The organism is Phycisphaerae bacterium, assembly GCA_041652575.1.
In the GTDB taxonomy this organism is placed as follows: Bacteria; Planctomycetota; Phycisphaerae; order Sedimentisphaerales; family UBA12454; genus UBA12454.
The window spans coordinates 171918-195465 of record JBAZHC010000005.1; the positions used below are offsets into that span (position 1 = coordinate 171918).

Here is a 23548-nt window from a genome sequence, read left to right on the forward strand (position 1 = left end):
GGCTTAATAGGGAGAGAAATTATGTCAAAAGCTACAACGAACGGGACAAAAATATTCTCAGAGCAGGAGTGGGCTGAGATTATAGAGGGGCTTTCTTTGTCTCCGCGCGAAAGCCAAATCATCAAATGTCTTTTTGCCGATGAATCGGACAAGAGAATCGCTATGGACCTGAAAATAACCATCCCGACAGTAAGAACCCATATGGCCCGTCTGTTTAGAAAACTTGAGGCTAATGACAGGGCAGATGTCATATTGCACGTCATTGGGCTGTTCCGTCAGAATTGCCGCAAGCTTGACTGTCCTCGTATTCGATGATACCAGAAATGACGAATTGATGATTAACTGAGGTTTACTATAATCCTCTTTCTGGGGTTACGTTATAAACGGTGCGAGAAAGAAGTGAAATTGGGAGGAATGAGGCGAAATTAAGGAGACCAAGTTATGAAGATCAAGTCTATGGTGTTAATTTGTGTTATTGTTTTTTTAGCAGGACTGTTGTCGAGCAACGCTGATGGTGGAATTTATTATGGCAGATACTGGGGTGTAGATGCTTATACAACATGGAACTATTATACAACTTGGACCACCGTACCTACTGGTTATTGGGGCGGCTGGTATAACTATAACTATGGAGGATATTCATGGGGAGCATATTCTGGTTGGTATCACCCGTATAATGGCTACTATGCCGGCTATTATGGCAGTTACTGGGGATGGGGATCGCCATCGTGGTATTACGGATTTACCGATTACTATTCATATCGAACGACATTTGCATGGCCTCGAACAATTTATACGTGGTCACGATATTGGGATCCGGAAGATACAGGCTACACGATGGATTTTTATACTGAAATCGACGGCGATGACAAGGCTTTAGCTATAGATAGCGCTATAGGTGAAGCCGTAGAAGTTGGAGACCATTATTGGTCATATAACGGCGGAGAACAGGAAGGAACATTTACTAATTTGGAATGGGTCACTGCCAGTCCTTCTGCTTTACAAGTATATTTGCTGACAGAAGGTTTTGACGCAGATACTATAAACGACATCCTTGGTGAACAAATTTTGCTTGATGCTTTCGCGAGTAATTACGACTCGGAATCAGGTCTTTACGGCGATATGGTTATCGGCGTGCAATGGACATCTTATGATATTCCTGAACCAACAACGATTATTCTGCTGGCGGCTGGTCTGCTTGCCATCAAAAGAAAAAAATAGAAAATTATTAATCAACGGTTGAAATAAAAACAGGCTGTCAATTACTCGACAGCCTGTTTTGTTTTATACGTAATTAATATTCTCTCAGCTGCAGCCCATCGAGTTGCCGCAGTTGAAACATTTATAGCAGGAGCCGTTGCGAACTGTAATCGAACCGCATACATCGCAGACCGGAGCGTCGTCCTGAAAATGCTCAAACTGAGCGTTAAACTGCTGTATGGCGGCCGCATCGGCCTGGAGTTCGCTGTCGCCTTTTACAACGGAACTTACCATGGCAATGGCCCTGTCGGCTATATCGGCTAATCTGCCTTTTTCGTGTCGATACAGTGAAACATCTTCGCTGCCAATCTGCTTTATCTGAGACTTCGGCTGGGTCGCCTTGGCCTCGGCTATTTTCTTGGCAAGGTCTTTTGTCTTTTCGACAAGAGTTTTTGCGGTGGTATTAGTTTTATTCTCCGGCGGATTGCTTCCCGAACGGTTCGGCGTATTCTTCTCGGCATAGCCCGGAATAAATTCGCAACCCATCCAGCAGAAGATATAGTCGATAAGACTCTTCGCGAATGGAATGTTTTTATTCGATGTCATACCTGCCGGCTCAAATCTTGCGTGTCTGAATTTATCGACAAGTGTAACAAGCGGCACACCATATTGCAGCGACATCGAAACGCATGTTCCGACGACATCCATCAAACCGCCGACTGTGCTGCCTTCCTTGGCCATTGTAATAAACAGCTCTCCCGGCTGGCCGTCATCATACAGTCCTACAGTTAAATATCCTTCGTGACCGGCGACGGAGAATTTATGTGTAATGCTCTTTCTTGTCTCCGGCAGTCTTCGCCTGTAAGGTTTCGCCGCTACCGGTTTTTGGACAACTTCTATCTTCGAGTCGTCTTTATGCTCATCTGTTTGAACAGGCTGCAAAAGTTTCGAGCCGTCTCTGTAAATAGCGACCGCTTTTAAACCTATCTTCCAGCCTTCGATGTATGCGGTTCTTATTTCATCAGCAGTTGATTCTTTGGACATGTTAATTGTCTTGCTGATTGCGCCGCTGATATACGGCTGAACCGCGGCCATCATTTTCAGATGTGCCATATAATGTATGCTGCGGGAACCCTTCTGCGGCTTGAACGCACAATCGAATATCGGCAGATGTTCATTGTTGAGCTTTTTGCTCGTTTCGATTGTATCGTCTTTGTCGATATCGTCGCAGATATGTTTTATATCTTCGGCGCTGTATCCTATTCTCTCCAAAGCCATCGGAACAGTTCTATTGACAATCTTCAGGATTCCGCCGCCTGCGAGAAGTTTATATTTTACAAGTGCGATATCGGGTTCGACTCCTGTTGTATCGCAGTCCATCATAAAGCCGATAGTGCCTGTCGGCGCAAGAACGGTAACCTGAGCGTTTCTGAAACCGAACTTCGTACCGGAATCCAGCGCCTGGTCCCACGCATCCTTTGCGGCGCTGAGCAGATAATCGGGGCAATATACTTCCGAAATATTCCGGCAGTGCTCGCGGTGCATATTAATCACATTCAGCATAGGCTGAGCATTATCATGATATCTTTCAAACGGAGCCTTGATGGCCGCAAGTTCTGCACTTGCGATATATGCCGTTCCCGTGAGGATGGCACTTATAGCCGATGCCCACGTCCTTGCCTCGTCGCTGTCATAAGGCAGGGCCAGACTCATAATAAGGCTGCCGAGATTTGCATAACCTAATCCCAGTGCCCGGAAATTATGGCTGTTTTCCGTGATAAGGGAGTTTGGATAGCTGCCGTTATCGACGAGAATTTCCTGAGCGATAATGTATATTCGTATCGCCGCCTTGAATCTTTCCACGTCGAAAGTGCCGTCTTCCTTTCTGAACTTCATCAGGTTAAGCGAAGCAAGATTGCAGGCCGAATCGTCGATAAACATATATTCGCTGCATGGATTCGAAGCATGAATTTCGCCGGAGTTCGGGCAGGTATGCCATCTGTTGATAGTCGAATGATACTGAAGCCCCGGATCGCCGCAAAGTCTCGTCCCTTCAGCGATTAAGTCCATAAGCTCGTTTGCCTTGTACTTTACCGAAGGCTTGCCTGTGGTAACTTCGTATGTCGTCCAGGTTTCGTCTTTTTCAACAGCTTCCATAAACTGGTCGGTAACTCTTACCGACAGATTTGAATTCTGGAACATAACGCTGTTATAAGCGTCGTTATTGAATGGTCCGCCGTAACCGGCTTTTATAAGTGCGCGGGCCTTTTTCTCTTCTTCCATTTTACAGGCGACAAAATCTCTGACATCCGGATGAGTAATCATCAGCGACTGCATCTTTGCTGCGCGTCTGGTTTTCCCGCCTGATTTTACTACCGCTGCGATCTGGTCGTAAACCCGCATAAAGCTTAACGGCCCCGACGGTCTTCCGCCGCCGGCGAGTTTCTCTTTACTGCTGCGAAGAGTTGAAAGGTCTGTGCCTGTACCTGAACCGTGCTTAAAAAGCATCGCTTCACTTGCGGCGAGATTCATTATGTCTTCCATCGTGTCCTTTACGGACTGGATGAAACAAGCCGACGCCTGCGGATATTCGTAACTGCTTTTGCACGGTACGGCTTTATTCTGTTTATGGTCCCAGTGCCAGTTATGTTCGCTGCCTTCTATGCCGTAAACATCTTTGAGGCCGACGTTGAACCAGACCGGAGAATTAAATGAGCCGTACTGATTGACGCACAGCCAGGTTAGTTCGTTATAAAAGTTTTCCGTATCTGTCTGGGTCGCGAAGTATCCGTCTTTGTGTCCCCGGTCTGCGATGGTTCTGCATACGCGATGAACAAGCTGCTTGACGGAATTTTCACGATGACCAGATTCGACATCGCCGTAGAAATATTTGCTGACGACAACTTTCGTCGCAAGCTGACTCCACGAAGCGGGAACTTCGACATCGTTTTGTTCGAAGATTACTTCGCCGCCGTCGCCGGTGATTTTTGCCTGTCTGTTTTCCCATTCAATCTGGTCGAACGGATGAACCGCGGGCGTAGAGAAAAATTGGGGCACCTTGAGACCCTTTGGCCTTGAATTAGCCGGGCTTTGCCAATTTTTGAGACTATTGTTGTCGTTTCTTTCCATAAATCCATTCGAATTGCTGCTCGTGGCCATTGTGCCTCCATACAAATTAAGCGCTTCCTTGCGGCTAAAACACAATATATTGTAAATATTGGGTACAAACCACAATATATAGGTGGTTGCCTCTCTAAATTATACTACGAATAGAGAGCCGCTTTATCAACCGAAAAACGGAAAAAATTATTAAAATTTTGTTAGTCCTTGTAGATTATGAACCTGTGGGAAAAAAAATTTTTGATTGTATGTTTTTTTTGACTCATATCAATTGTTGGCAGAGTATTCAGGGCAAAAAAAATTCTTTCTGCAGGTTTTGTGAGACCTCAAACAAAAAAACATTATAGGACGTTGTCAATAAACGATGATGTTATGCAAATTCATACCGTTCGGTATCTTTGCAAATCATTAATTAGATATGTTACGGCATTTTTTCCAGATTTTCCCATTGCACAACCCATTTTCCGCCTGCCCTGAGCGAAGTCGAAGGGTCAGGAAAGCCGGGGGCGTTTTTATCAGGGCAATTATCCCATCCCGCAGCCATCATCGCTACTGCTGTCAGCAATCCTCCATTGCCCGGCAGATAGCAGGGCAAACCTTCTCTTTGATAGTTATGGCCGTTGGGCAGATAGATATTTTTTCCGACATCCAGCAAAAGCGACTTAACCGCAAGGTCGCCTCGTCCCAGTCTCGCCGCTGTCATTGCCATCATCGGGTAATCCCACCCCCATGTATCATCCCATTGCCAGTTGGCCAAAACATATTCCAGTGTTTTTTCCATTATCTTTTTGTCAAGCTGGGGACTTTTAGGCAAAATCCCGAACGCTCCGAGCATACAGGGATGCTCGCCGTCATCAACTAATGTCGTTTCCTGTTCGATGTATACACCATTTCGAATCGGCCATGGTGCAAGCTGATTGGCGACCTGTTCCCATTTCGGCTCAGGCTGCATTCCGAGCTTTTTTCGCCATTCATTTGCCGTCAGCAGTCCCCATCGCCAATATGCCAGCTCGAACGTGGGATTTTTATTTTGTTCGTAAGTACTTGTGCCGTATTCACGTGCCGAAATCAATGGCGGCCCAAGCTCAAAGCATTTTCGGCCTTCGTTCCAGACCGCATACGACGCCATAAATTTTGCGGTCTCAAAGACTATATCCTTATATTTATCAAGGACTTGCGGCGATGGATTATCCCTGTAACACAATTGGGCGTAATAAATAGGATGCGGCTCTTGCCAGATTAGTAACGGCCCGATACCGGAAGGTGAATCCAGACCCGCAGGATCGACCATTTTCGGCCAGCGGGCGCCTTCATAGCCCTGTCTTTTAGCGATTTTTTTGGCCTGAGGTAAAATTTTCTCATACCATTCAAGACTTGGCGCCAACAGTTCCATCCGGTTCCATAACGCAAAATTAACTTCGTGCCACCAGTGCATCTCAAGATGAAACTTGCCGAACCAGCTCGTGCAGGTAAGTCCCGTCTCCGCAGGCGGATATTTTTGAGCGGACTGAATTGCCGTCAGGTATTGCGAAAGCACAATCCGCCTCTCCAATTCTTTCCATCGCGCATCGGTACTTGCCGAAAGGTCAATAGCACCGCCGGTTGTCCAGAATTTCTCCCAGTGTTTAATACTCTTTTGAATAAGTGTATTAAAATCCTGGACGCCTTTTCCCTTCTCACCAAAAACAGCACTGAATTGGCATTTGTTTTTTGATGGTTTAAAGACGTAATGATGTTTCTGTTTTTCTTCTGCCCGTGTTCCATCGGTAAATTGAATTTTACAGTTATAGACCAGCGAATCCATATCATGCAGAATCTGAATCTGTGTGTCGGAGATTTTTTTCAGTTTTGTAGTGTGTTTATCCGGCTCGTTCCAATCTGCCGGGTCATTGCCCCATTTACCGTTTGCGTACGGAAACGCGATTTCAATCGCCAGCCTGTTTTCCGATATTAAATCCGATTGCACTTCAAAAGCAATATTATCAAGCTCCGGGTCGCAGGCTGTTTTAACCAGTACCTTCTTTCCTTCAAGCTCAAACGAGCTTGTCAAAATTCCCGTCCACAAATCCAGTTCCTGATGAATGTTTTTTATATCATCGGCGCAGGCATGGGAGCCGTCGGTTTTTTTAAGAACAAACCCGATGCGTGCAAGACTTATCTGATGAGGATTTGAACGAAGCCAGTCGGCGGACTCTGATTTTTGAATAATATTATATGGGACCAGGTGGCCGGCGGTGCCGACGTCGACAAAAGTATCTTCCTGTTTGTATCCTTTTGCGTTTTTGAAGCTGTGCCAGCCCCACTCGGCCATCGTTGTCAGCGGTATTCCTTTTTCGTATGCGTCTGGAAAGGTTTGAAGCCCTGTGATATCGGCTGTGAAAGCAAATCTGCCGTTGCCGATAGACAGCGGTGAAAGAGCGTCAATTTTTGTCATAACGATTTTGTGCCGGCCAACCAAAGCCTCCCTGTCGATAACCGCTGCGGATTGGGCTGTCATAATGAGCACCGTAAGCAGAAGGATTATTTTGATATTCTTCATATTCTATCTAATTATAAAGGAAATTCTTTGTTTAACAAGCATCTGAACAAATTGATATTAACCCGATTATCAGGTACAATAAAATGGATGGCAGATAAGTTCGAGACAATACGCAAAGAGATTCGCACGTTTCCTACCGGCCCCGGCCTGTATTTTATGAAGGACTCAAAAGGAACGGTTCTTTACATCGGCAAGGCCGGGAATTTACGGTCGCGGGTCGCCAGTTACTTTCAGCCGTCGGCTGACATCGAATCCAGCCGCGGACCGAGAATCGTCGAGATGGTCGCCAAAGTCGAAACTGTAGATTTTCTCGAAACTAAAAACGAAGTTGACGCCCTGCTGCAGGAAGCAAGATTGATAAAGGACATCCGTCCGCCGTATAATTCAGATTTAACGGACGACAAAACTTTCCCGTATCTCGAAATAATGATGCGTGACGAATTTCCAGGCGTTTATATAACCCGCAAGCCGCAGACCGGCAGCAAGCTCTTCGGCCCTTTTGCAAACGTCGGCGATTTGAGACAGGCCGCGGTTGTCCTTCAAAAAATATTCAAGTTTCGCACCTGCAAGCTCGAAATTTCATCCTCTGACGAAAAACGGCATTTTTTCAGACCGTGTATTTTATACAGTATAAAACAATGTACCGCTCCGTGCGCCGACTACATAAGCAAAGGCGATTACAAAAAAGTAATAAATGATTTAATTAAATTTCTCAATTCCAAAAGAACTGCGATCTTAAAACAGCTTCAAAAGCAGATGGCAGATGCCTCCGAGTCGAAGGATTATGAAAAGGCTGCCATGTATCGCGACAGAATCCGCCTGATTGAAAATCTCGATAAACGCGGCTCTGTTACCGAAGACGTCCAGCCGGAAGTTTTCGCGGTCGAGCCGAGCCAGGCTCTCGAAAAATTACAGCAGCTCCTGCAAAGCACAAATCCTGTTCGTGTAATTGAAGGTTTTGATATAGCTCATATCGCAGGTTCGGAAACGGTCGGTTCTCTTGTTCGCTTTATTGACGGCAGGCCGTTCAAAGCAGGCTATCGCAGGTATAAAATAAAAACGGTTAAGGGAATTGACGATTATGCTTGTTTGAAGGAGGTTTTGCTTCGCCGGTACAGTCACGCCGCGACAGGGCAGGAGCTTTGGCCTGATTTGGTTTTAATCGACGGCGGAATCGGCCAGCTTCACGCAGCCGAGGACGCCTTTAAGGAATTAAATGTCAAACCGCCGCTTCTTGTTTCAATTGCAAAGAGGGAGGAAATTATTTACATCGCAGGCAAAGACGAGCCTTTGAAATTATCCGCGACAAACCCTGCAAAAAAACTGCTGCAGTATGTTCGTGACGAGGCGCACCGTTTCGCTCAGCATTATCATCACATTCTCAGAAGAAAAAAAGTTATCAATGAGTCGTAATCCGGTTTAATGTAAATAGAAAATTATATCTATTACTCATCAGTTCTGAAAGACGATGCCGGCAGAGATTCCTTATTGTATAAATTTGCGCCCTCAGGATTATCTGCCCATGCGTATCTAACGGCGACGGGATTTTCGATATTTTCGTTCCATACCATAACCTTGTCGCCGGAGATTTCCGCCTTCGCCCATACAAATTTTTTATCAGCGCCTGCGATTGCGAAATATTTCAATTCGCCGCCTTTGGCGACTAATCCGCCGCCGATATTTGTAAATATAAGAATGATTTTATTTCCTTCTATTTTCATCGATTTATATATCGGGCCTGAATATACAACTTCTTTTTCGCCATAAGCGATTTTTTCGGCCGCAAGTGCGAGCCGTTTACCTACATCTTCTTTATTCAGCGGATGAATATCGTTCCATTCGCCGATATCGCTAATCACCGCCATACCTGTATTGGGAACGGCAAGTGTTTTAAGCTGCTGCTGTCTCAATTCTGCCCAGCCGCTTTCAGATGGCTCATTTTTTGCTTCCATAAAATTAGCCAATTGAACATATAGAAATGGGAAATCGCCTTGGCTCCATTTTTCTCGCCAGTCAGTTATCAAGGCCGTAAACAGCTTCTGATATTCCTGCGGTTTCCCTGCATTTGATTCGCCCTGGTACCATATTACGCCTTTTATTTTATAATTTAAGAGCGGCGCAATCATTCCATTATATAAACCAAGCGGCTGCCATTGAACAAAGGTCGGCCCCGGCAGCGGGTCCATTGTGGCGCCTAATTTATATTGCCACTGACCTTTTAAGTCGATTGTCTGTCCCGCAACTGTAAGTTCATAAGGCTTGTCCGTAACGAAACCGCCTCGACCGGAATTATTAATAACTCTAACGACAATAATATTCTTTCCTGTCTTGAGCCTATCTGCGGGAATATCGTATTTTCTCGGCGGATACTGATACGATGTCGTTCCGGCAAATTTGCCGTTAACATAAACCGTATCGGCGTCAACAATTCTGCCAAGTTCAAGCCTGGCCGGTTTGCCGACCATAGAAGCGGGCACATCGATTTCTTTTCTGAACCAGACAGCGCCGTTTACTTTTCCTAATTCATAATCTGCCCAGTAACCGGGCACATTCATTGTCGCCCATCCTGATGAATCAAAATCCGGGTCGAACCATTTTGCCATGCCTTTATCGATTTTGTTAAGCTCGCCATACCACGCATCGCTGACGGCCTTATCCTTTTCTTTGATTTGATTGATGTAATTGCTGTCTTTATATTTATCCGCCGTTTGCAGATATTCGGGAAATGCCTTTAAAGCGCCTTCGCTCATCCACGCCTGCGCAGGCGAGCCGCCCAAACTTGCGTTAATTAAACCTATGGGAATATGATATTTTTCATATAATTCTTTGGCGAAGAAATATCCTACAGCCGTAAATTGCAAAACGCTCTCAGGATTTGCCGATTCCCATTTCCCGGATTCCAGGTCTTCATGTGGTATCTTAAAATCATATATTTTAGGAACAATGAATTGTCTGATATTACTGTTATCTGAATTTGCGATTACGTCAGGGTATTTATCTTTCACCCTGGCCATCGGCAGTTCCATATTCGATTGACCTGAACATACCCATACATCGCCTATTAGTATATTTTTTAAAGTTATATGGTTGGTTCCGTCAATTTCCATATTATATGGGCCGCCCGCTTTTAATTTGGATAATGTTACCGCCCACTTACCATCCGCACCGGCCGCGGTATTATATGTTTTGCCGTTAAAGTTTACCGTAACTTTTTCATTCGCCTCGGCCCATCCCCAAACCTTTATATTGGTGTCTCTTTGAAGCACCATTCCATCGCTCACAAGAACAGGAAGCCTGACATTGCAAAAGGCTGTCTGAAAAATTATCAATGCGATACAGAAACCCAGTTTGCTTGCATTTATTTTCATATCATTCTCCTTCTTTTTATTTTACAAATCCTGTTAGTCTGACATTTTTCCCGAATAATCTTTTATCGCTGTAACTGTTTTTGAGACAATTATAAATTTTTTTCATAAGTTGCGAAGATTTTACCCTGCCTTTTTTGCCGAGTCTTTCTCCTGACGTATAAACAATAATTTCATCGGCAAGTTTTTGTTTTATAAAGGATGTTATTACCTTTTCTCCGCTTTCGACAAGAACCTGCTGAATATTTCTTTTGCCAAGCTCGTTAAGAACGGCTTTTAGATTTATTCCGTCTTTATTTTTTTTGATTTTTATTGTTTCCACGCCTTTTGCTTTAATTTTCTTTGAAACTGTTGCGAAAATACAGACAGGCGATTTATTGGCAGTTTTTATTAAATTAGAGTTTAAGGGGATTCTTAATTGACTGTCGAGGACAACTCTTAGCGGCTGCCTTCCATTGTCCGGTCTTACCGTCAGCATCGGGTCATCATCGAGAACGGTATTTATGCCGACAAGAACAGCATGGACTCTTTTCCGAATCTTTTGAACATTTTTTCTGCTGGCTGAATTACTTATCCATCTTTTTTTATCGCTTCGAGCCAGAAAGCCGTCTTTGCTTTGCGCCCATTTGACAATGACCCATGGCCTTTTTGTTTTGGCGAATTTAAAAAACGGAGCGTTTAATTTTTCAGCTTCTTTTTCGCAACCTCCGGTTTCAACTTCAATGCCTGCTTGTTTGAGGATTCTAAAACCCTTACCGCCGACTTTCTTTGTCGGGTCTTTGACTGCAGCGACGACTTTTTTAATACCGGCTTTGATAATAGCGTTTACGCAGGGCGGCGTTTTCCCGAAATGACAGCACGGCTCAAGCGTAACATACATTGTCGCCCCGGCAGGGGACTTTTTGCAGTTTTTCAGAGCGTTTATTTCCGCATGCGCCCCGCCGAATTTCTTATGATATCCTTTACCGATGATTTTGCCGTTTTTGACAATTATAGCTCCAACCATCGGGTTAGGTTCAACGCTTCCTTCGCCTTTGCGAGCAAGTTTCAATGCTAATCGCATAACACTGACTGACGCTGACTTTAACACTGACTAACACCGACTTTCTGGTTTGTTCAAAATTGCCTTTTCTAAATTTTTCTTCGCTTTTTCTATATTCATTTTTGTTTTTTCCAAAAGTTCTTCGGATTTATTTATCTCAGACAAAAGCAAAGGGATTTGTGTTTTTTGTAAAAGATTGCTGATTTCTTCTAATTCACCTTTCTGATTTTTGTCATATAGAATTGAATCATTACCAGCTATAATCTGCCTTACGTGTTTACATAATTTTCGGTTATCTCCGGCAGGGCAGGAACAAAAAACGGCTATTTTATTTTCTTCAAAGCAAAAACTGACTGTATAGTGGGTATCAGAAGAACTACTTTTAGCTAATATCTCGATATTCTTTATTAATCCCATAAAGTATGCTCTTTTTTTGGCTGATTTTTTTTCTTAATGAGTTCGAGAAATTTATCTTCATTAATAACTTTAACATTTAATTCATATGCTTTATCAAGTTTGCTGCCCGGATTTTCGCCTGCTAATACAAAGTCAGTGATTTTACTAACACTTGAGCTTGTCTTGCCACCAGCCTCTCTAATTGCCTCTTCGATTTGCTGTCTGCCGAAGTTCACAAATGTTCCAGTTATAACAAAGGTTTTTCCTGCCAATTCATCTTTTTTTTCAGTCTTTTTTGGTGGTTCTAGGTTAATCCCTGCTAATATTAATTCATCTATTATTGCTTGATTTTTAGGGTTTTCTACATAACCACAAAGACTATTGATCATTTCATCGCCTATGTCTTTTAATTTCTCATTTTTCTTTAATTCTTTAAGTTTTTCTTTATATTCCTCTATGCCGATGTCATGTCTAGCGAGTTTTTTCTTCAATATATCTTTTTCATCTTTTGTTTGCTTCTTAACTTTTTTCAAATCTTCTTTGTTAGCAGATAGTACTTTTTCTATTTTGCCAAAATAATTCGCCAGAGTTTGTGCGGACTGTCCTCCAATGTGTCTAATTCCTAATCCTGCTAATAATCTCCATAAGGGCCTATTTTTACTTTCTTGGATTGCTTTAATAATATTATCTGCGCTTTTGTCGGCCATTCTATCAAGTTCAAGTAAATCCTCTTTCTTTAGTTTGTAGATGTCGGCTGGATTTTTTACTAATCCTGCTTCAATCAATTGATCTATAAGAGCTGGCCCAATGTTTTCTATATCCATCTGGTCACGACCAACGAAATATATTAATTTCTCTCTTAATAAGTTTATACAATTTTTATTTGTACATATATAGCTATGTGTTTCTTTGCTTTTATTCGTGAGTTCTTCTTTTTTACCAGCCCTTTTTTTTGTAATTAACTCTATTCTTTCACCACAAGAAGGGCAAACTTCAGGCTTTTTAATAGGTTCAGTACCTTCAGGCCTGTGTTCTTTTTTTACTTCCACGACCTGTGGGATAATTTCACCGGCTTTTTCAATTATTACAGTGTCTCCTTCTCTGACATCGAGCCTGTCGATTTCATCGAAGTTATGCAGACTTGCTCTTTTTACGGTTGTACCCGCCAGCAGCACCGGCTCGAAATTCGCCACTGGTGTGAGAATTCCCGTTTTGCCGACCTGTACATCAATTGAGGTAACTTTTGTTTGTGCCTGCTCTGCCGCATATTTATATGACATACACCATTTCGGCGCCCTGCCGGTCGTGCCGAGAGTTTCATAATATTCAAGCTGGTCAACTTTTATCACGAGCCCATCAATCTGGTAATCGAGATTATATCTATGCTTTTCGAATTTTTCGCAAAGCTTTATTACTTCATCAATATCTTTCGCTTTTGTTGTGTTTTCATTTATTGGCAGGCCGAACTCTTTTAATTTTTCAAGATTTCCAAAATGTGTTTTCGCGATTTCTTTGTTCGTTTCGCCCAGCGAGTACGCGAAGAATGATAAATTTCTTTTTGCTGTAATTTTAGGGTCAAGATTCTTTAACGAACCAGCAGTGGCATTTCTCGGATTGGCAAACAAAAGTTCACCGTTTTCTTCTTTTTCCTCGTTGAGTTTCGCGAAAGCCTTTTTAGGCATATATACTTCGCCGCGAACTTCAAGCACATTCGGTGGATTATCCCGCAATTTAAGCGGTATAGATTTTATCGTTTTTATATTGTGTGTGACATCATCGCCTTTAGTGCCGTCGCCTCTTGTTGCACCCAAAACTAAAAGTCCTTCTTCGTATCGAAGGCTCATTGCAACGCCATCGATTTTCAGTTCTACAACATAACTGTAATTCTTGAGTTTTTTAGCAACTCGTATATCAAATTCTCGTAAATCTTTTTCGTTGTATGTATTATCAATACTGAGCATTGGTTTTGCGTGAGTAACCTGTTTGAATCCTTCGATTGGCTCTCCGCTGACCCGCTGAGTAGGGGAGTCGGGCGTTATAAATTCGGGGTTCTGCTGTTCAAGTTTTTTAAGTTCATCGAGAAGCTGGTCGTATTTCTGGTCGCTGATTTGCGGCTGATTCAGGACGTAATATGAATAGTCGTGTTTGCGGATTTGCTCCCGCAGCGATTTGATTTTTGCTGAAATATTAGATTTCATAAATTATCGGTTTTTAACTGCTGAGCAAGAATTCTTTTGTTAAAAGTTCATCAGGTGTTTTTTCTTCAACAGGCAGATAGATACAAACCGGAATGTTCAAGTTTTTAAGGTATTTACACATAAGCGGCCCCACTGTATTCCAGTTTAACCAGCCGAGTCCGCAACCCAGCGCCGGTAGTGCAAGCGATTTAATACCTTCTTCTTGATAATTATTACAAACCCATTCTAAACCTTTCTCGATACCCTTTATATCGGCAGGATTTCTCCAATCGTCTTTTGTTGGGAAAAGCAAAAACCATGTTTGTCGATTCAAATCGGACATAGCTTCTGGTTCATCAGCAAGTTCTCTGTCTCTTGATGCTTCCCTTTTGATAAGATAAGGCCTACCCATTTGAAGTATTTTCTTTTTACATAAGTCTTCGTATCGTACATATATATCCGGAAACTGATATTTGGCTCGAGAAGCAAGGCCTTTGCCCATAACACCAATACAATTTACGCTTATTGTGAGAGTTTGCATTTCAGAATAGAACATATCTCCTTCTGCGAAGGAAAGATTTTTTGTAAGTAATTTCTGTCTGAAAGGTCTAAAGAAAAACTCTGGCGATGGAATTACAGGAATATTGCATTTGCTTTTTAGAGTTTCTGCAATTTCTTGACTGGCCACATAAATTGATTCAATATAATCTGGACTAATTTTTCCAGGGCAAAGGCATTCTGCCATTATTTTCCGTTTCGAGCCGTCAAGGTCTGTCCACCACTCCCTGTAGATATCTTCCGAGATTTGTTTTAAAATATCTTTTATTTCTCCTGAAGTATAAAAGTTTGTTGGATTATTTGCAGCATTACCATCCGTTAAGATTACCTCTTTAATTCTAAGCACATCTCGTCGTACACCTAATATTGCAATTTCTTTAAATGATTTTTCATTTAGTACGCGATAAAGCATCGGATTCCGCGGCTGAAAATATAAATTTGCAAACTCCCATAAACTTCTGCCATCAGGTACTTTTTTGTCTTTTCGTCTGTTTACAATAGCAGTGTCATAAATCGGAGTAAATTTTATATTTTTTTCTTCAATAATTTTATGGCATATAATGCCGTCACTGAGAATAGAAGGCAGATTATTAATATGAGTAATATAAAACAGATTATTTAGGCGTTTTCCCATTGTAAACCTACAGAATATAACAGACAGCTAAATATACGCTTTTCTGAAAGTATTTGCAATAGGATTCGGAATCTATGTTAAATAAGCTTTTATAACCACTCCGCATCCGCCATTTGATAGTTCAGAATCTCTTCGGGCTTAAAATACAGCCCGATTTCGTATTCAGCCGACTCTTTGGAATCGCTGCCGTGGACAAGGGTGAGTGTTTGCGATGTCCCGAAATCTCCCCTGATTGTGCCCGGCAGGGCATCGAAGCCTGCAGTTGCCCCCATCATTTTTCGGGTAATTTCAATGACTTTTTGGCCCTCGAACACCATTACAAGAACCGGGCCGGAGGAAAGATTTTTGACTGCCCTGTCAAACAAGTCTTTTCCCTTGTGGACTGCGTAATGTTTCTGGGCAAGTTCAGGGCTTATTTGCAGGAATCTTGCCGCGGCGATTTTAAGCCCCTTTTTTTCGAATCGGGCTATAATTTCACCGACAAGTCTTCTCTGCACGCCGTCAGGTTTTATAATTATCAAGGTTCTTTCGTTCATATAAATAAAACCCGCACCTGAATAAATTCAGGTGCGGGATATTGGTTTTTTAAATTCAAATTAAAAATTATTTACTGCCGGCCGGAACAAGATATATTTCGACGCGCCTGTTCTTTGGATTACCTTTTTTGCCTTCTTCATTGGCTTCCAAAGGTCTGTATTCGCCAAAGCCCTTTACGCTCATTCGTTTCGGATTTACACCGCTTGATTCCATAAGCTTCTCGACTGAGATTGCCCTGTGCACCGACAGATGCCAGTTTGTCGGGTGCATATTCATAGTCTCTGACTTTTTGATTGGCATATCGTCCGTATGGCCCACGATGGCTATATCAAAACCTTCGGCAGTCTGTGAGTTGATTATTACGCACAGTTTTTTCATCAGTTCCGCCGCGCTCGGAGCCACTACGTCGCTGCCCTTTTCGAACAGCAAATCGCTCTTGAATTTAACCATACCGGTTGCCTCGTCAAAGGTAATCATATCGCTGTTTTCGGCTGCGAATTTTTCCAGTTCGCTCGCCAGTTCCGGCGGAAGAACAGACCCTCCCAGTGCCGCCTGCATTTGCTTAATCAGCTCTTCTTTCTTTGCGATATCGCTCTGCAGCGCTTCAACCTTCTTATTGAGAGCGTCAGTATCGGCATCGCAGACCTGTTGTGCTTCAGCGAGCTGTTTTTCGGTTTGCGCAAGTTTCAATTTTGCTACGTTAAGCTGGCTTTCAAGTTCGTCTATTCTCTGCTGCTGACTGCGGTTTCGCAGTTTCAGGTCGTCATATTTTTCCTGAGAGGTGCAGCCGCTTGACAAAATTGCGACTGTAAATGAAATAACCAAAAGATATGTTAAGTTCTTAGTTTGCATTTTCTTGTCCTTTCCTGACAAAACTCGTCCGCCTTCAGCAGAGCCTTGGGCGGAACCGGTAATCCTTTATTTTTATTGCACCAAATAGGGAATAAAATCTATCACAAGCGGATATAAATGCCAGAGAAAAATTGCTCGAAAAAAACGGATTAATTTTTCGATTTATGCCCCGGCAGCGGGTGGTTGCTGGCCTTTTTTAGCCTTTTTTTCCTTTGGCGGCTTGACTTTTTTCACTTTTGGTTCTTTTGGGGCCTTGGGAGCCTTTGGCTTTTTGGGGCCGCCTGAGAAAGATGCCATAAGTGCTGCCAAAACGACTATAGCCGAAGCGCCGATGGCGACATACCAGATTATTGGCGTAATAGCAGATAGTATTCCCATATCTGATATGGATTTATAGCCGGAGATTACAACGATGGCCGCATATATAAGCACGATAAGCGGCACGAATAAAATCGCACCAAAAATATTACTGGCTGTATCTGCCGGAGATTCGGCAACCATCGCAACGGCAGCGTACGGCATTGTTGCGCTCTGAAGCATAGCATCTTCAGCAGTTGCAGCCGGTTCCCCAACCTGAACCTGCTGGGGTTCGAGCATCTGTTCTGCCTCGGCTACCGCCTCAACGCCTGCCGCAGGAGTTTGTCCTGACGGTGCGCCGGCCGGGCTTTCCGGATAAATATCGTCAAGCACTGCGCCCAGAGATGTATCGTCAGCCTGCAGGGAAAGGTCCAGAAGTCCCGAGCCGCTTCCACCGGCGTCAAGATTTATATCATCATCGAGCCTGGCGATTTCATCGCCGCCTTTATCGTCGAGAGCTTTGGCTTTTTTCTGTATCAGTTTTGTTTCACCGCTTGTGTCTTCGGAAATTTTGTAGCCGGTATCGGAGTCGCCCAATACATTTATAGTATCGCCGCCCAGCGAAATTTTGGTATCGTCGTTGGATACCTCTAAACCCGGCTTGGAGTCGGCCGCGAGCGAAAGACTGTCTGATGCCCCTCCCTTTGTACTGTCCGAGGCAGGTGAAAGCAGAATCTCATCGCCTGTTTCGGATTTGCTGCTTTTATCTTTAGGGGTGCCTCCCAGCGTTTCTTCCGACATCAGCTCCCCTGTTTCGTCGAGTTTGAATCTTGTTTGCTGAGCTTTGTCTTTGTCCTCAGTTCCCATCAGAACATCGAGTTCTTCCGGAGCAAGCGATACCTCGCCGGTTTCATCGATGGAAATCTGGAGTGAATCGTCAAGCTTGGCTGTCGCGCCTTTGCCAGAGCCGGCAATCGCATCGACATCTTCGATTTTGTAAAGCTGCTTTGCGCCGTCGCGAAATTCGCGAAGCTTGCCTTCCTTCACAAACGTTCTGATTTCAGCCTCGGTTTTACCGAGCTTTTCAATAACTTCCTGTAATGTGTAAAACATTCCGGCCATAAGCTGTTTCCTAACCGTTGGGGTTGAAAATTTACCTATTTTAGCACAATTATAATCTTTTAGAGAAGATGTTCAAGAGATTTCTTTTTCTTATTTTGATATACAACTGCCTGCTGATTAGAAAGTTATCTTAAGAAACACATTTCAGGGCAATGTAAGCTTTTTTGTCATTTTTGCGAATAGTTCCATACTGAATCCCATTACATTCGTTTCGCTGCCTTCGATTCGCTCGATGAATTTATCGCCGCCTTCCTGGATTGCGTAGGCCCCGGCCTTATCTTTCCAGATATCTGAGATTATATGTTCCTCGATTTGTTTTTCACTCATTTTTTCAGGATAAACCGTTGTCGTGTCATATTCTACGATTTCAAGACCGGTATCCTTTTCAACTATCGCGATAGCGGTTATAATCTTATGAGGACCGCTGAAGAGTTTTCTTACTATCGCTTCGGCCTGCTCGGCCGTTTCGGCTTTGCCTATGATTTCCCCGTTAAAATCCGCGACCGTATCGGCGCCGACAACTAATCTGTCCGGAAATTGCCGTCCTACATCCTGTGCCTTTGCCAGTGCCTGTTTGCAGGTATATTGAGCCGGCGATAATCCTTCAACCGGAATTTTTGATTCATCTATACCAGATACGATTACGTCAAAATCATAACCGCCGCGCCGCAGGAGTTCTTTCCTTCTTGGCGATGCTGATGCAAGTATAAAAGGGGGGAATTTGCTCATTTGAGTCGTATAGAATAAACCAATTTTCCGCAGAACCGCAGGTATTCCGGTTCAATTTTTTCTATGTCCTGACCTATATAAATACTGAACAGTTTCTGCGCAATATAACTGTTCCACCGTACCGTAATTGGAATATTTCTGTCGGAGGCTATTTTTGCCTCTGTTTCATCGAGCGGCCAGGTCCCGTTAAGAGCTCCTACCAGCATTTGATGATAATTCCCGAGTCTCCTGCCGTAATCATCTTCCCGCAGAAAACGCACAAGGGCATACGACTGCGCATAAAACGCCATTACGGCAGCATCTGCCTGTTCCCACAATACTACCTCGCCGGGATTTAACGAGATAAGATTTCGCAGCGGAATCATCCGGTTGTTCTGCATGGCAAGTTTCAAAGCGCCGAGCTTGGCGTAATTTCTCGCCGGCTGAAAAACAAACTGCCCGTTCTCTAAATCGTTTTGTTCGAAAAGCTGGGCGATGCCCTCGTCAAGCCAGCTCGGCAGGCGATATTTGAAAAACCTGTTGCAGAACTGATGCCATCCCTCGTGTCCTATTACGCTGAACGTCCGGCTCCTGCCTATATTATAGGCAACGCAGGTGCTGTTAAGAAAATATGCGCCTTTTTTTATTTTCAGGTACATCGGCCACTGGTCGCCGGTAAATCCCTTTGTGAATTGTTCCCATTGTGAGCGGTCCTCGAAAAGATACAGGACAAATCCGCTTTCGTTTGCGACAGGCACAGGAAGCTGACTCTGATACTGCCGCCATACGGCCTCGACAAATGCCGGGATTTGTTTAAGCATTAACGGCTCAAGCATTGTCGTATGAATTGTGTAATGTTGTGTCTTTATGGTCAGTCCGTTACCGTAGGGATTATCCCACTTTTCAACGCTTCGCACGGATGGCAGCGGGGCAACGTATTTAATCATACCGTCCGTTGTGGACAACGCCGCAACTGAACGGTTATTTATTTTATTTTCTTCTCCGCAGCCGCAAACGAAAAGAAGCAGCGATACTAAAATATTTTTTTTCATTCATTTCCAATTGTAGGGTGGGCTTTAGCCCACGCAGTTTACTCTTCGATAATTTCTGCCGTAAATAAAAAAACTTCGGTATTTTTATCTTTCCATGCGTCCGGTTTCAATCCGGCCTTATGGGCGCAGCAATAGGAAAGAAACTCTTCTTTGCTCCAGCCGGTTTCGGTCGCGACCTGCGGCAGGAAACAGCCGCTTGCGCCGCCTTTTTTGATATATATGCCGTCAACTCCGAGCCGCAGACTTAACGGGTCCTTTGTTTTTTTAAGCGGCGAAAGAACTGAAATTTCGATATCAAGGTCTTTTACTTCCTCCGGCCTGATACGGTTGGCAAAAAATCTCGCATCGCCTGTTGACGAGGCCCCGGCCATATCGCTTACCAGTTCTATCAAAGGTTTATCTGAAACAAATTGCCCGATGCATCCACGAAGTTCGTCTTTATTTTTTAAGGTAACAAAACATCCGCAATGTGCGTTAAGAACAGGGTCATCGGAAGTTATTTTTGGTGGTTTCTTACCCGCTACCGCGGCTGCAGCGGCATTTCTTGCAACTGTAAGTAGTTGTTTTTTCTGATTTTCCGTCATTATATTTATTAAGGAGCGAATACCGCTCCGAGTTTTTTCATCACAAAAGCAACTACAACAAGGAGTATCATAACAAGTATTGTCGCCAGATTGAAGTATTTATCAATTAAATGTCTCGCCTTGATTCCGAACAGATAGAATATGACGCCCTCGGAACCGAATCTCATCGTTCTGAATACTATGCTTACGAGTACAAATTTTACTATGGATATTTTCGCCATTCCTCCGAGCCAGCTGAAAAGCATATACGGCACAGGCGTAAGCGCCGAGATGGCAATAGCCCAGAAATCATATTTCTGATACATCTCAAGAGCAAGATTTACTTTGGAGCCGAGATGAATTTTATCGAATACAGCGACGACGTTTTCTCCGCCGACAGCCATTCCCAGCAGAAGGGCGATTGTTCCTCCGAGCACAGAGAACATAGCGCCTGTAATTCCATACTTAATGCCGTTTTTTGGTTTTCCCAGACTCATCCCAACCACAAGAATATCAAGCGGCACAGGCACGCAGATAGGTTCCGTAATTGCGAGGATTATAAGAGCGATAAGGCCGAATTCCGTGTCAGCCCAGTGCAAAACCCAGTTATACAGACGCTTATGTATTTGCCAGGCTGGCAGTTTAACGCCGGCAGAGGTGGTTTTTTCGTTCATATCAGCTTCTAAAACCAATGATTAATCTCTTGAGACTAACTGTCAAATGAGGGCGTTGGGATTCGAACCCAAGACCTACGCATTAAAAGTGCGTTGCTCTACCAGCTGAGCTACGCCCTCAACTACTGTTCCTGCAATAAGTTAAATAATAAACCCGCATCGCGGGTTGTTATATCTATAAACTGCAAATAATCACGGCTAATCGCAGGGGCATACTTTACAAACTACCGGCTGATTTTGCAAGAAGATTAACCACAACCCCTATTTTTAAATATGTCTATCTGTTTTGGACTGTTAGATGATAATTCCTTCAGCAAATTTTAATAAATGCCGATGTCGGGAAAACCGGCGTGGAGACGTTACCTTCTGGCCAGTTCACGCAGTGTCGAAAGTTTGCCGCGGATTTCATCAGCCATCTTGCTGTTCGGAAAGCCCCTGATAATATCCTGCCCGGTAATAAGGGCATCGGCCCACTGCTTATCGCTTACGGCAAGAGCGAACTGCACCCCGAGATTATGAAGCTTGTTTTTGAAAACTTCCGTTGCCGCTTCCTGAAGAGCCAGTCCTTCGCTCGGCGTAAGATACACATCAAGTTCCTTGAGCACCATAAGGCTCCGGTCGGTATCTTCCCTCTTGACCGCTTCGTCCCAGGCCGCCAACAACTGTCGTTTCCGCTGTTCTTTTTTCTCAACGAGTTTTTGCTGCAGGGGCTCGGCTTTTCCCGAATCCGGATATTTCTTTATAAGGCTTTCAATTTGAATGCTGGCGGTTGTCCACTGGAACTGCTCAAACAGTCTTTCGATGTAACTTACAATCTGATTGATTCTTTCCTGTTCTGTTGCGTCACGGTAGTTATCGGCGGCTGTTTTAAGCTCTTCCGCCAGTTCCTTATATTCGCTTCGGCGGGCGATGTCTTCTATCATCGCGTAAGTCGCCCTGAAATCCTGCTGATGAAGTTTTTCCATCACTGAAGCCCGCAGATACTGGTTGTCCATATCGCGATAGGCGATTGTCTTTGCCGCTTCGCTAAGCATGACTCCCTTGCTTATCTGTTCGAACAGACTTCTGCTTGCCGTCAGTGCATCGCTTATCTGCTCGAGCTGCTGCTGCTGTATTGTCAGAATTTTTACCGCTTCATAAAGCAGCAGGATTATCCCGAACATACCGACGGCCGCGGCAAAAAGTATCAGCATCATAAAACTGCCCTTGAAGACCGGCATCGCATCGGCAAGAACCCATACGATTACCGTTACTATCATAAGGCCGGCAAAAAGCAGGTGCCATTGCACGAGCCAAAGTGTTTGAGGCAGTTTCGTTCTCATAACCGATTCTCCATAAGCCTGTTGTAACTTTAGTACATAGTTAATGATACAATTAGCAGCCCTTCCGTGCAAGTGTTCTTCCTGGCCGGCAAAACTATTGCCCGCGTTGATTTTAAACCACAGTATTAACCGTTCGGCTATATCTGCAATTTAAAAGCGTCCACCCACACCACATCCCACACCATATTTCGAGTAAATTGAAGTAAAAGTTTGTCCCGTTAGAGACAGGTTGCCTTTGGCCGCCATCAGGCATCTCTGATACCTTGTCTCTAATGGGATTTATTTCTTGTATGACCCCTATGCCACAATAAAATATTATAATACTTCGTGTCGCTTCGTGTCCTTCGTGGTGAAAGGAAATATGAAATGGAATTCGACGAACTATCAAATAAAGTCATTGGTTGCGCTCTTGAGGTGCATAAAAGATTAGGGCCGGGACTGCTTGAATCCGCTTATGAAAGATGCCTGTCGTTTGAGCTGATAAGTGCCGGAATTCGACATAGTGCTCAAAAGGAACTGCCCTACGAAAAACAAACAATTGCACCACGAAGAAAAGAAGAAACACGAAGAAAAATTTATATAATAAAAAAATAAAATATTATAATACTTCGTGCCGCTTCGTGAACTTCGTGGTGAAAGGAAATATTAAAGGGGTCGGAAAACCAAAAACAAAATTTTCAATCTTAAATCTTAAATTATTTGTGGCACCGTTTCTCTCTAAACAATTTTTATATTTATCCGCCGTGGTTAGCCCTGCCATTACTATGGCAGGGTTCGTTTGCTTTAAGACACAATCGCACAGCGATAACATATTTCAAAATATAAACCCGAAACTAAAAATCCCCATGTAAAAAATATCTAGGTATCTATGCTCGTATGCAGTATACTGCATACGAGCATAGTGATATAAATTTATTGCTTCAAATTTTTTGGCTTAGCCATATAAAAACTTGTCCGCCATAGCCTTCTTGTCCGTTCGTAGTCCCTTAGGGACGAAGACGGATGGCGACGGCGGATTCAGATTTTGAAACCTCCGGACAATCGTAACTGTGTTTTGTTTCAACGAAAGCTGATTATATCAGCCGGTGGACAAAGCATAACGGCTGGCGCAAAAGCTCGCTTTGAGCAAAGCCTTTGCTTTGGGCACAAAGAACTCCGATTTATCGGAGAACTCGTTGAAACAAACAGTGTTAATTCGTGTCTATTCGTGGTTAATTTATTTCCGCGGAACTGCTTAGTTGAAGCAATACTTCGTGTTATCTTCGTACTACTATCCATAAATTCCTTGTTTTTTCTGCACGTTTTTTAAATTCAGTTTTTATAACTTGCTTTCAAATACGGTGTTACGTTTTAGTTTTGAACATTAGAATTTTGGTAATTCAATATTGTT

Annotated in this window: 18 protein-coding genes, 1 tRNA gene and 1 pseudogene; 4 read left to right on the plus strand and 16 right to left on the minus strand. The window is 43.5% G+C overall.

The genetic code is table 11. The features are described 5' to 3' along the window. Positions 1-21 precede the first annotated feature (21 nt). Together WC496_05635 and WC496_05640 are read left to right on the plus strand one after the other, a co-directional pair. On the plus strand, positions 22-315 hold the full coding sequence (locus tag WC496_05635; protein ID MFA5292501.1) for a helix-turn-helix transcriptional regulator: 294 nt from the start codon (positions 22-24) through the stop codon (positions 313-315). 126 nt (positions 316-441) lie between these two features. Beyond that, complete coding sequence (locus WC496_05640; GenBank protein ID MFA5292502.1) at positions 442-1221, plus strand: PEP-CTERM sorting domain-containing protein; 780 nt, start codon at positions 442-444, stop codon at positions 1219-1221. Between the two features lie 84 nt (positions 1222-1305). Here WC496_05640 and WC496_05645 read toward each other — a convergent pair whose 3' ends face one another. Both WC496_05645 and WC496_05650 read right to left on the minus strand, forming a co-directional pair. Next, on the minus strand, positions 1306-4359 hold the full coding sequence (locus WC496_05645) for a vitamin B12-dependent ribonucleotide reductase (GenBank protein ID MFA5292503.1): 3054 nt from the start codon (positions 4357-4359) through the stop codon (positions 1306-1308). A gap of 382 nt (positions 4360-4741) precedes the next feature. Beyond that, positions 4742-6859, minus strand: coding sequence for a hypothetical protein (locus tag WC496_05650; GenBank protein ID MFA5292504.1), 2118 nt, complete (start codon positions 6857-6859; stop codon positions 4742-4744). 87 nt (positions 6860-6946) lie between these two features. Between WC496_05650 and WC496_05655 the strand changes: the two genes are divergently transcribed. Next, positions 6947-8272: an excinuclease ABC subunit UvrC gene (locus WC496_05655; GenBank protein MFA5292505.1), complete on the plus strand. Its 1326-nt coding sequence runs from the start codon at positions 6947-6949 to the stop codon at positions 8270-8272. Positions 8273-8304: 32 nt separating this feature from the next. On the opposite strand, the gene WC496_05660 is transcribed toward WC496_05655, so the two are convergent. The 14 genes from WC496_05660 to WC496_05725 form a co-directional block, all read right to left on the minus strand. Beyond that, on the minus strand, positions 8305-10227 hold the full coding sequence (locus WC496_05660; protein ID MFA5292506.1) for a sialate O-acetylesterase: 1923 nt from the start codon (positions 10225-10227) through the stop codon (positions 8305-8307). Between the two features lie 16 nt (positions 10228-10243). Beyond that, positions 10244-11314: a bifunctional diaminohydroxyphosphoribosylaminopyrimidine deaminase/5-amino-6-(5-phosphoribosylamino)uracil reductase RibD gene (gene ribD, locus WC496_05665; protein MFA5292507.1), complete on the minus strand. Its 1071-nt coding sequence runs from the start codon at positions 11312-11314 to the stop codon at positions 10244-10246. A 3-nt stretch (positions 11315-11317) separates the two neighbouring features. Continuing rightward, a complete protein-coding gene (locus tag WC496_05670; protein ID MFA5292508.1) occupies positions 11318-11683 on the minus strand; it encodes a hypothetical protein in 366 nt (121 codons plus the stop codon). After that, a complete protein-coding gene (gene ligA, locus WC496_05675; protein ID MFA5292509.1) occupies positions 11674-13860 on the minus strand; it encodes an NAD-dependent DNA ligase LigA in 2187 nt (728 codons plus the stop codon). Before ligA ends, WC496_05670 begins: the two co-directional genes overlap by 10 nt. Before the next feature lie 13 nt (positions 13861-13873). Then, entirely contained in the window at positions 13874-15031 is a 1158-nt protein-coding gene (locus tag WC496_05680; GenBank protein MFA5292510.1) for a DarT ssDNA thymidine ADP-ribosyltransferase family protein, read from the minus strand. Between the two features lie 89 nt (positions 15032-15120). Further along, positions 15121-15567 (minus strand): nucleoside-diphosphate kinase, encoded by a 447-nt coding sequence (gene ndk, locus WC496_05685; GenBank protein MFA5292511.1) that lies wholly within the window; start codon positions 15565-15567, stop codon positions 15121-15123. Positions 15568-15634: 67 nt separating this feature from the next. Beyond that, positions 15635-16420 carry an OmpA family protein gene (locus WC496_05690; GenBank protein MFA5292512.1) on the minus strand — a complete coding sequence of 262 codons (786 nt, stop codon included), beginning with the start codon at positions 16418-16420 and terminating at the stop codon, positions 15635-15637. Between the two features lie 162 nt (positions 16421-16582). Continuing rightward, the gene (locus tag WC496_05695) at positions 16583-17839 is read right to left on the minus strand and encodes a helix-turn-helix domain-containing protein (protein MFA5292513.1); all 1257 of its coding nucleotides are present in this window, start codon (positions 17837-17839) and stop codon (positions 16583-16585) included. 144 nt (positions 17840-17983) lie between these two features. Continuing rightward, a complete protein-coding gene (locus tag WC496_05700) occupies positions 17984-18568 on the minus strand; it encodes a nucleoside triphosphate pyrophosphatase (protein ID MFA5292514.1) in 585 nt (194 codons plus the stop codon). Beyond that, the gene (locus WC496_05705) at positions 18565-19599 is read right to left on the minus strand and encodes a hypothetical protein (GenBank protein ID MFA5292515.1); all 1035 of its coding nucleotides are present in this window, start codon (positions 19597-19599) and stop codon (positions 18565-18567) included. Before WC496_05705 ends, WC496_05700 begins: the two co-directional genes overlap by 4 nt. Before the next feature lie 38 nt (positions 19600-19637). After that, entirely contained in the window at positions 19638-20183 is a 546-nt protein-coding gene (gene amrA / locus WC496_05710) for an AmmeMemoRadiSam system protein A (protein MFA5292516.1), read from the minus strand. Positions 20184-20191: 8 nt separating this feature from the next. Next, positions 20192-20836, minus strand: a complete 645-nt coding sequence (locus WC496_05715; protein MFA5292517.1) for a hypothetical protein — start codon at positions 20834-20836, stop codon at positions 20192-20194. Positions 20837-20883: 47 nt separating this feature from the next. Continuing rightward, positions 20884-20956: transfer RNA gene (locus tag WC496_05720), tRNA-Lys, on the minus strand. A gap of 239 nt (positions 20957-21195) precedes the next feature. Continuing rightward, positions 21196-22158, minus strand: a complete 963-nt coding sequence (locus WC496_05725; protein ID MFA5292518.1) for a hypothetical protein — start codon at positions 22156-22158, stop codon at positions 21196-21198. A gap of 366 nt (positions 22159-22524) precedes the next feature. Between WC496_05725 and WC496_05730 the strand changes: the two are divergent. Further along, a pseudogene (locus WC496_05730) lies at positions 22525-22701 on the plus strand (GxxExxY protein). The last annotated feature ends 847 nt before the right edge of the window (positions 22702-23548 follow it).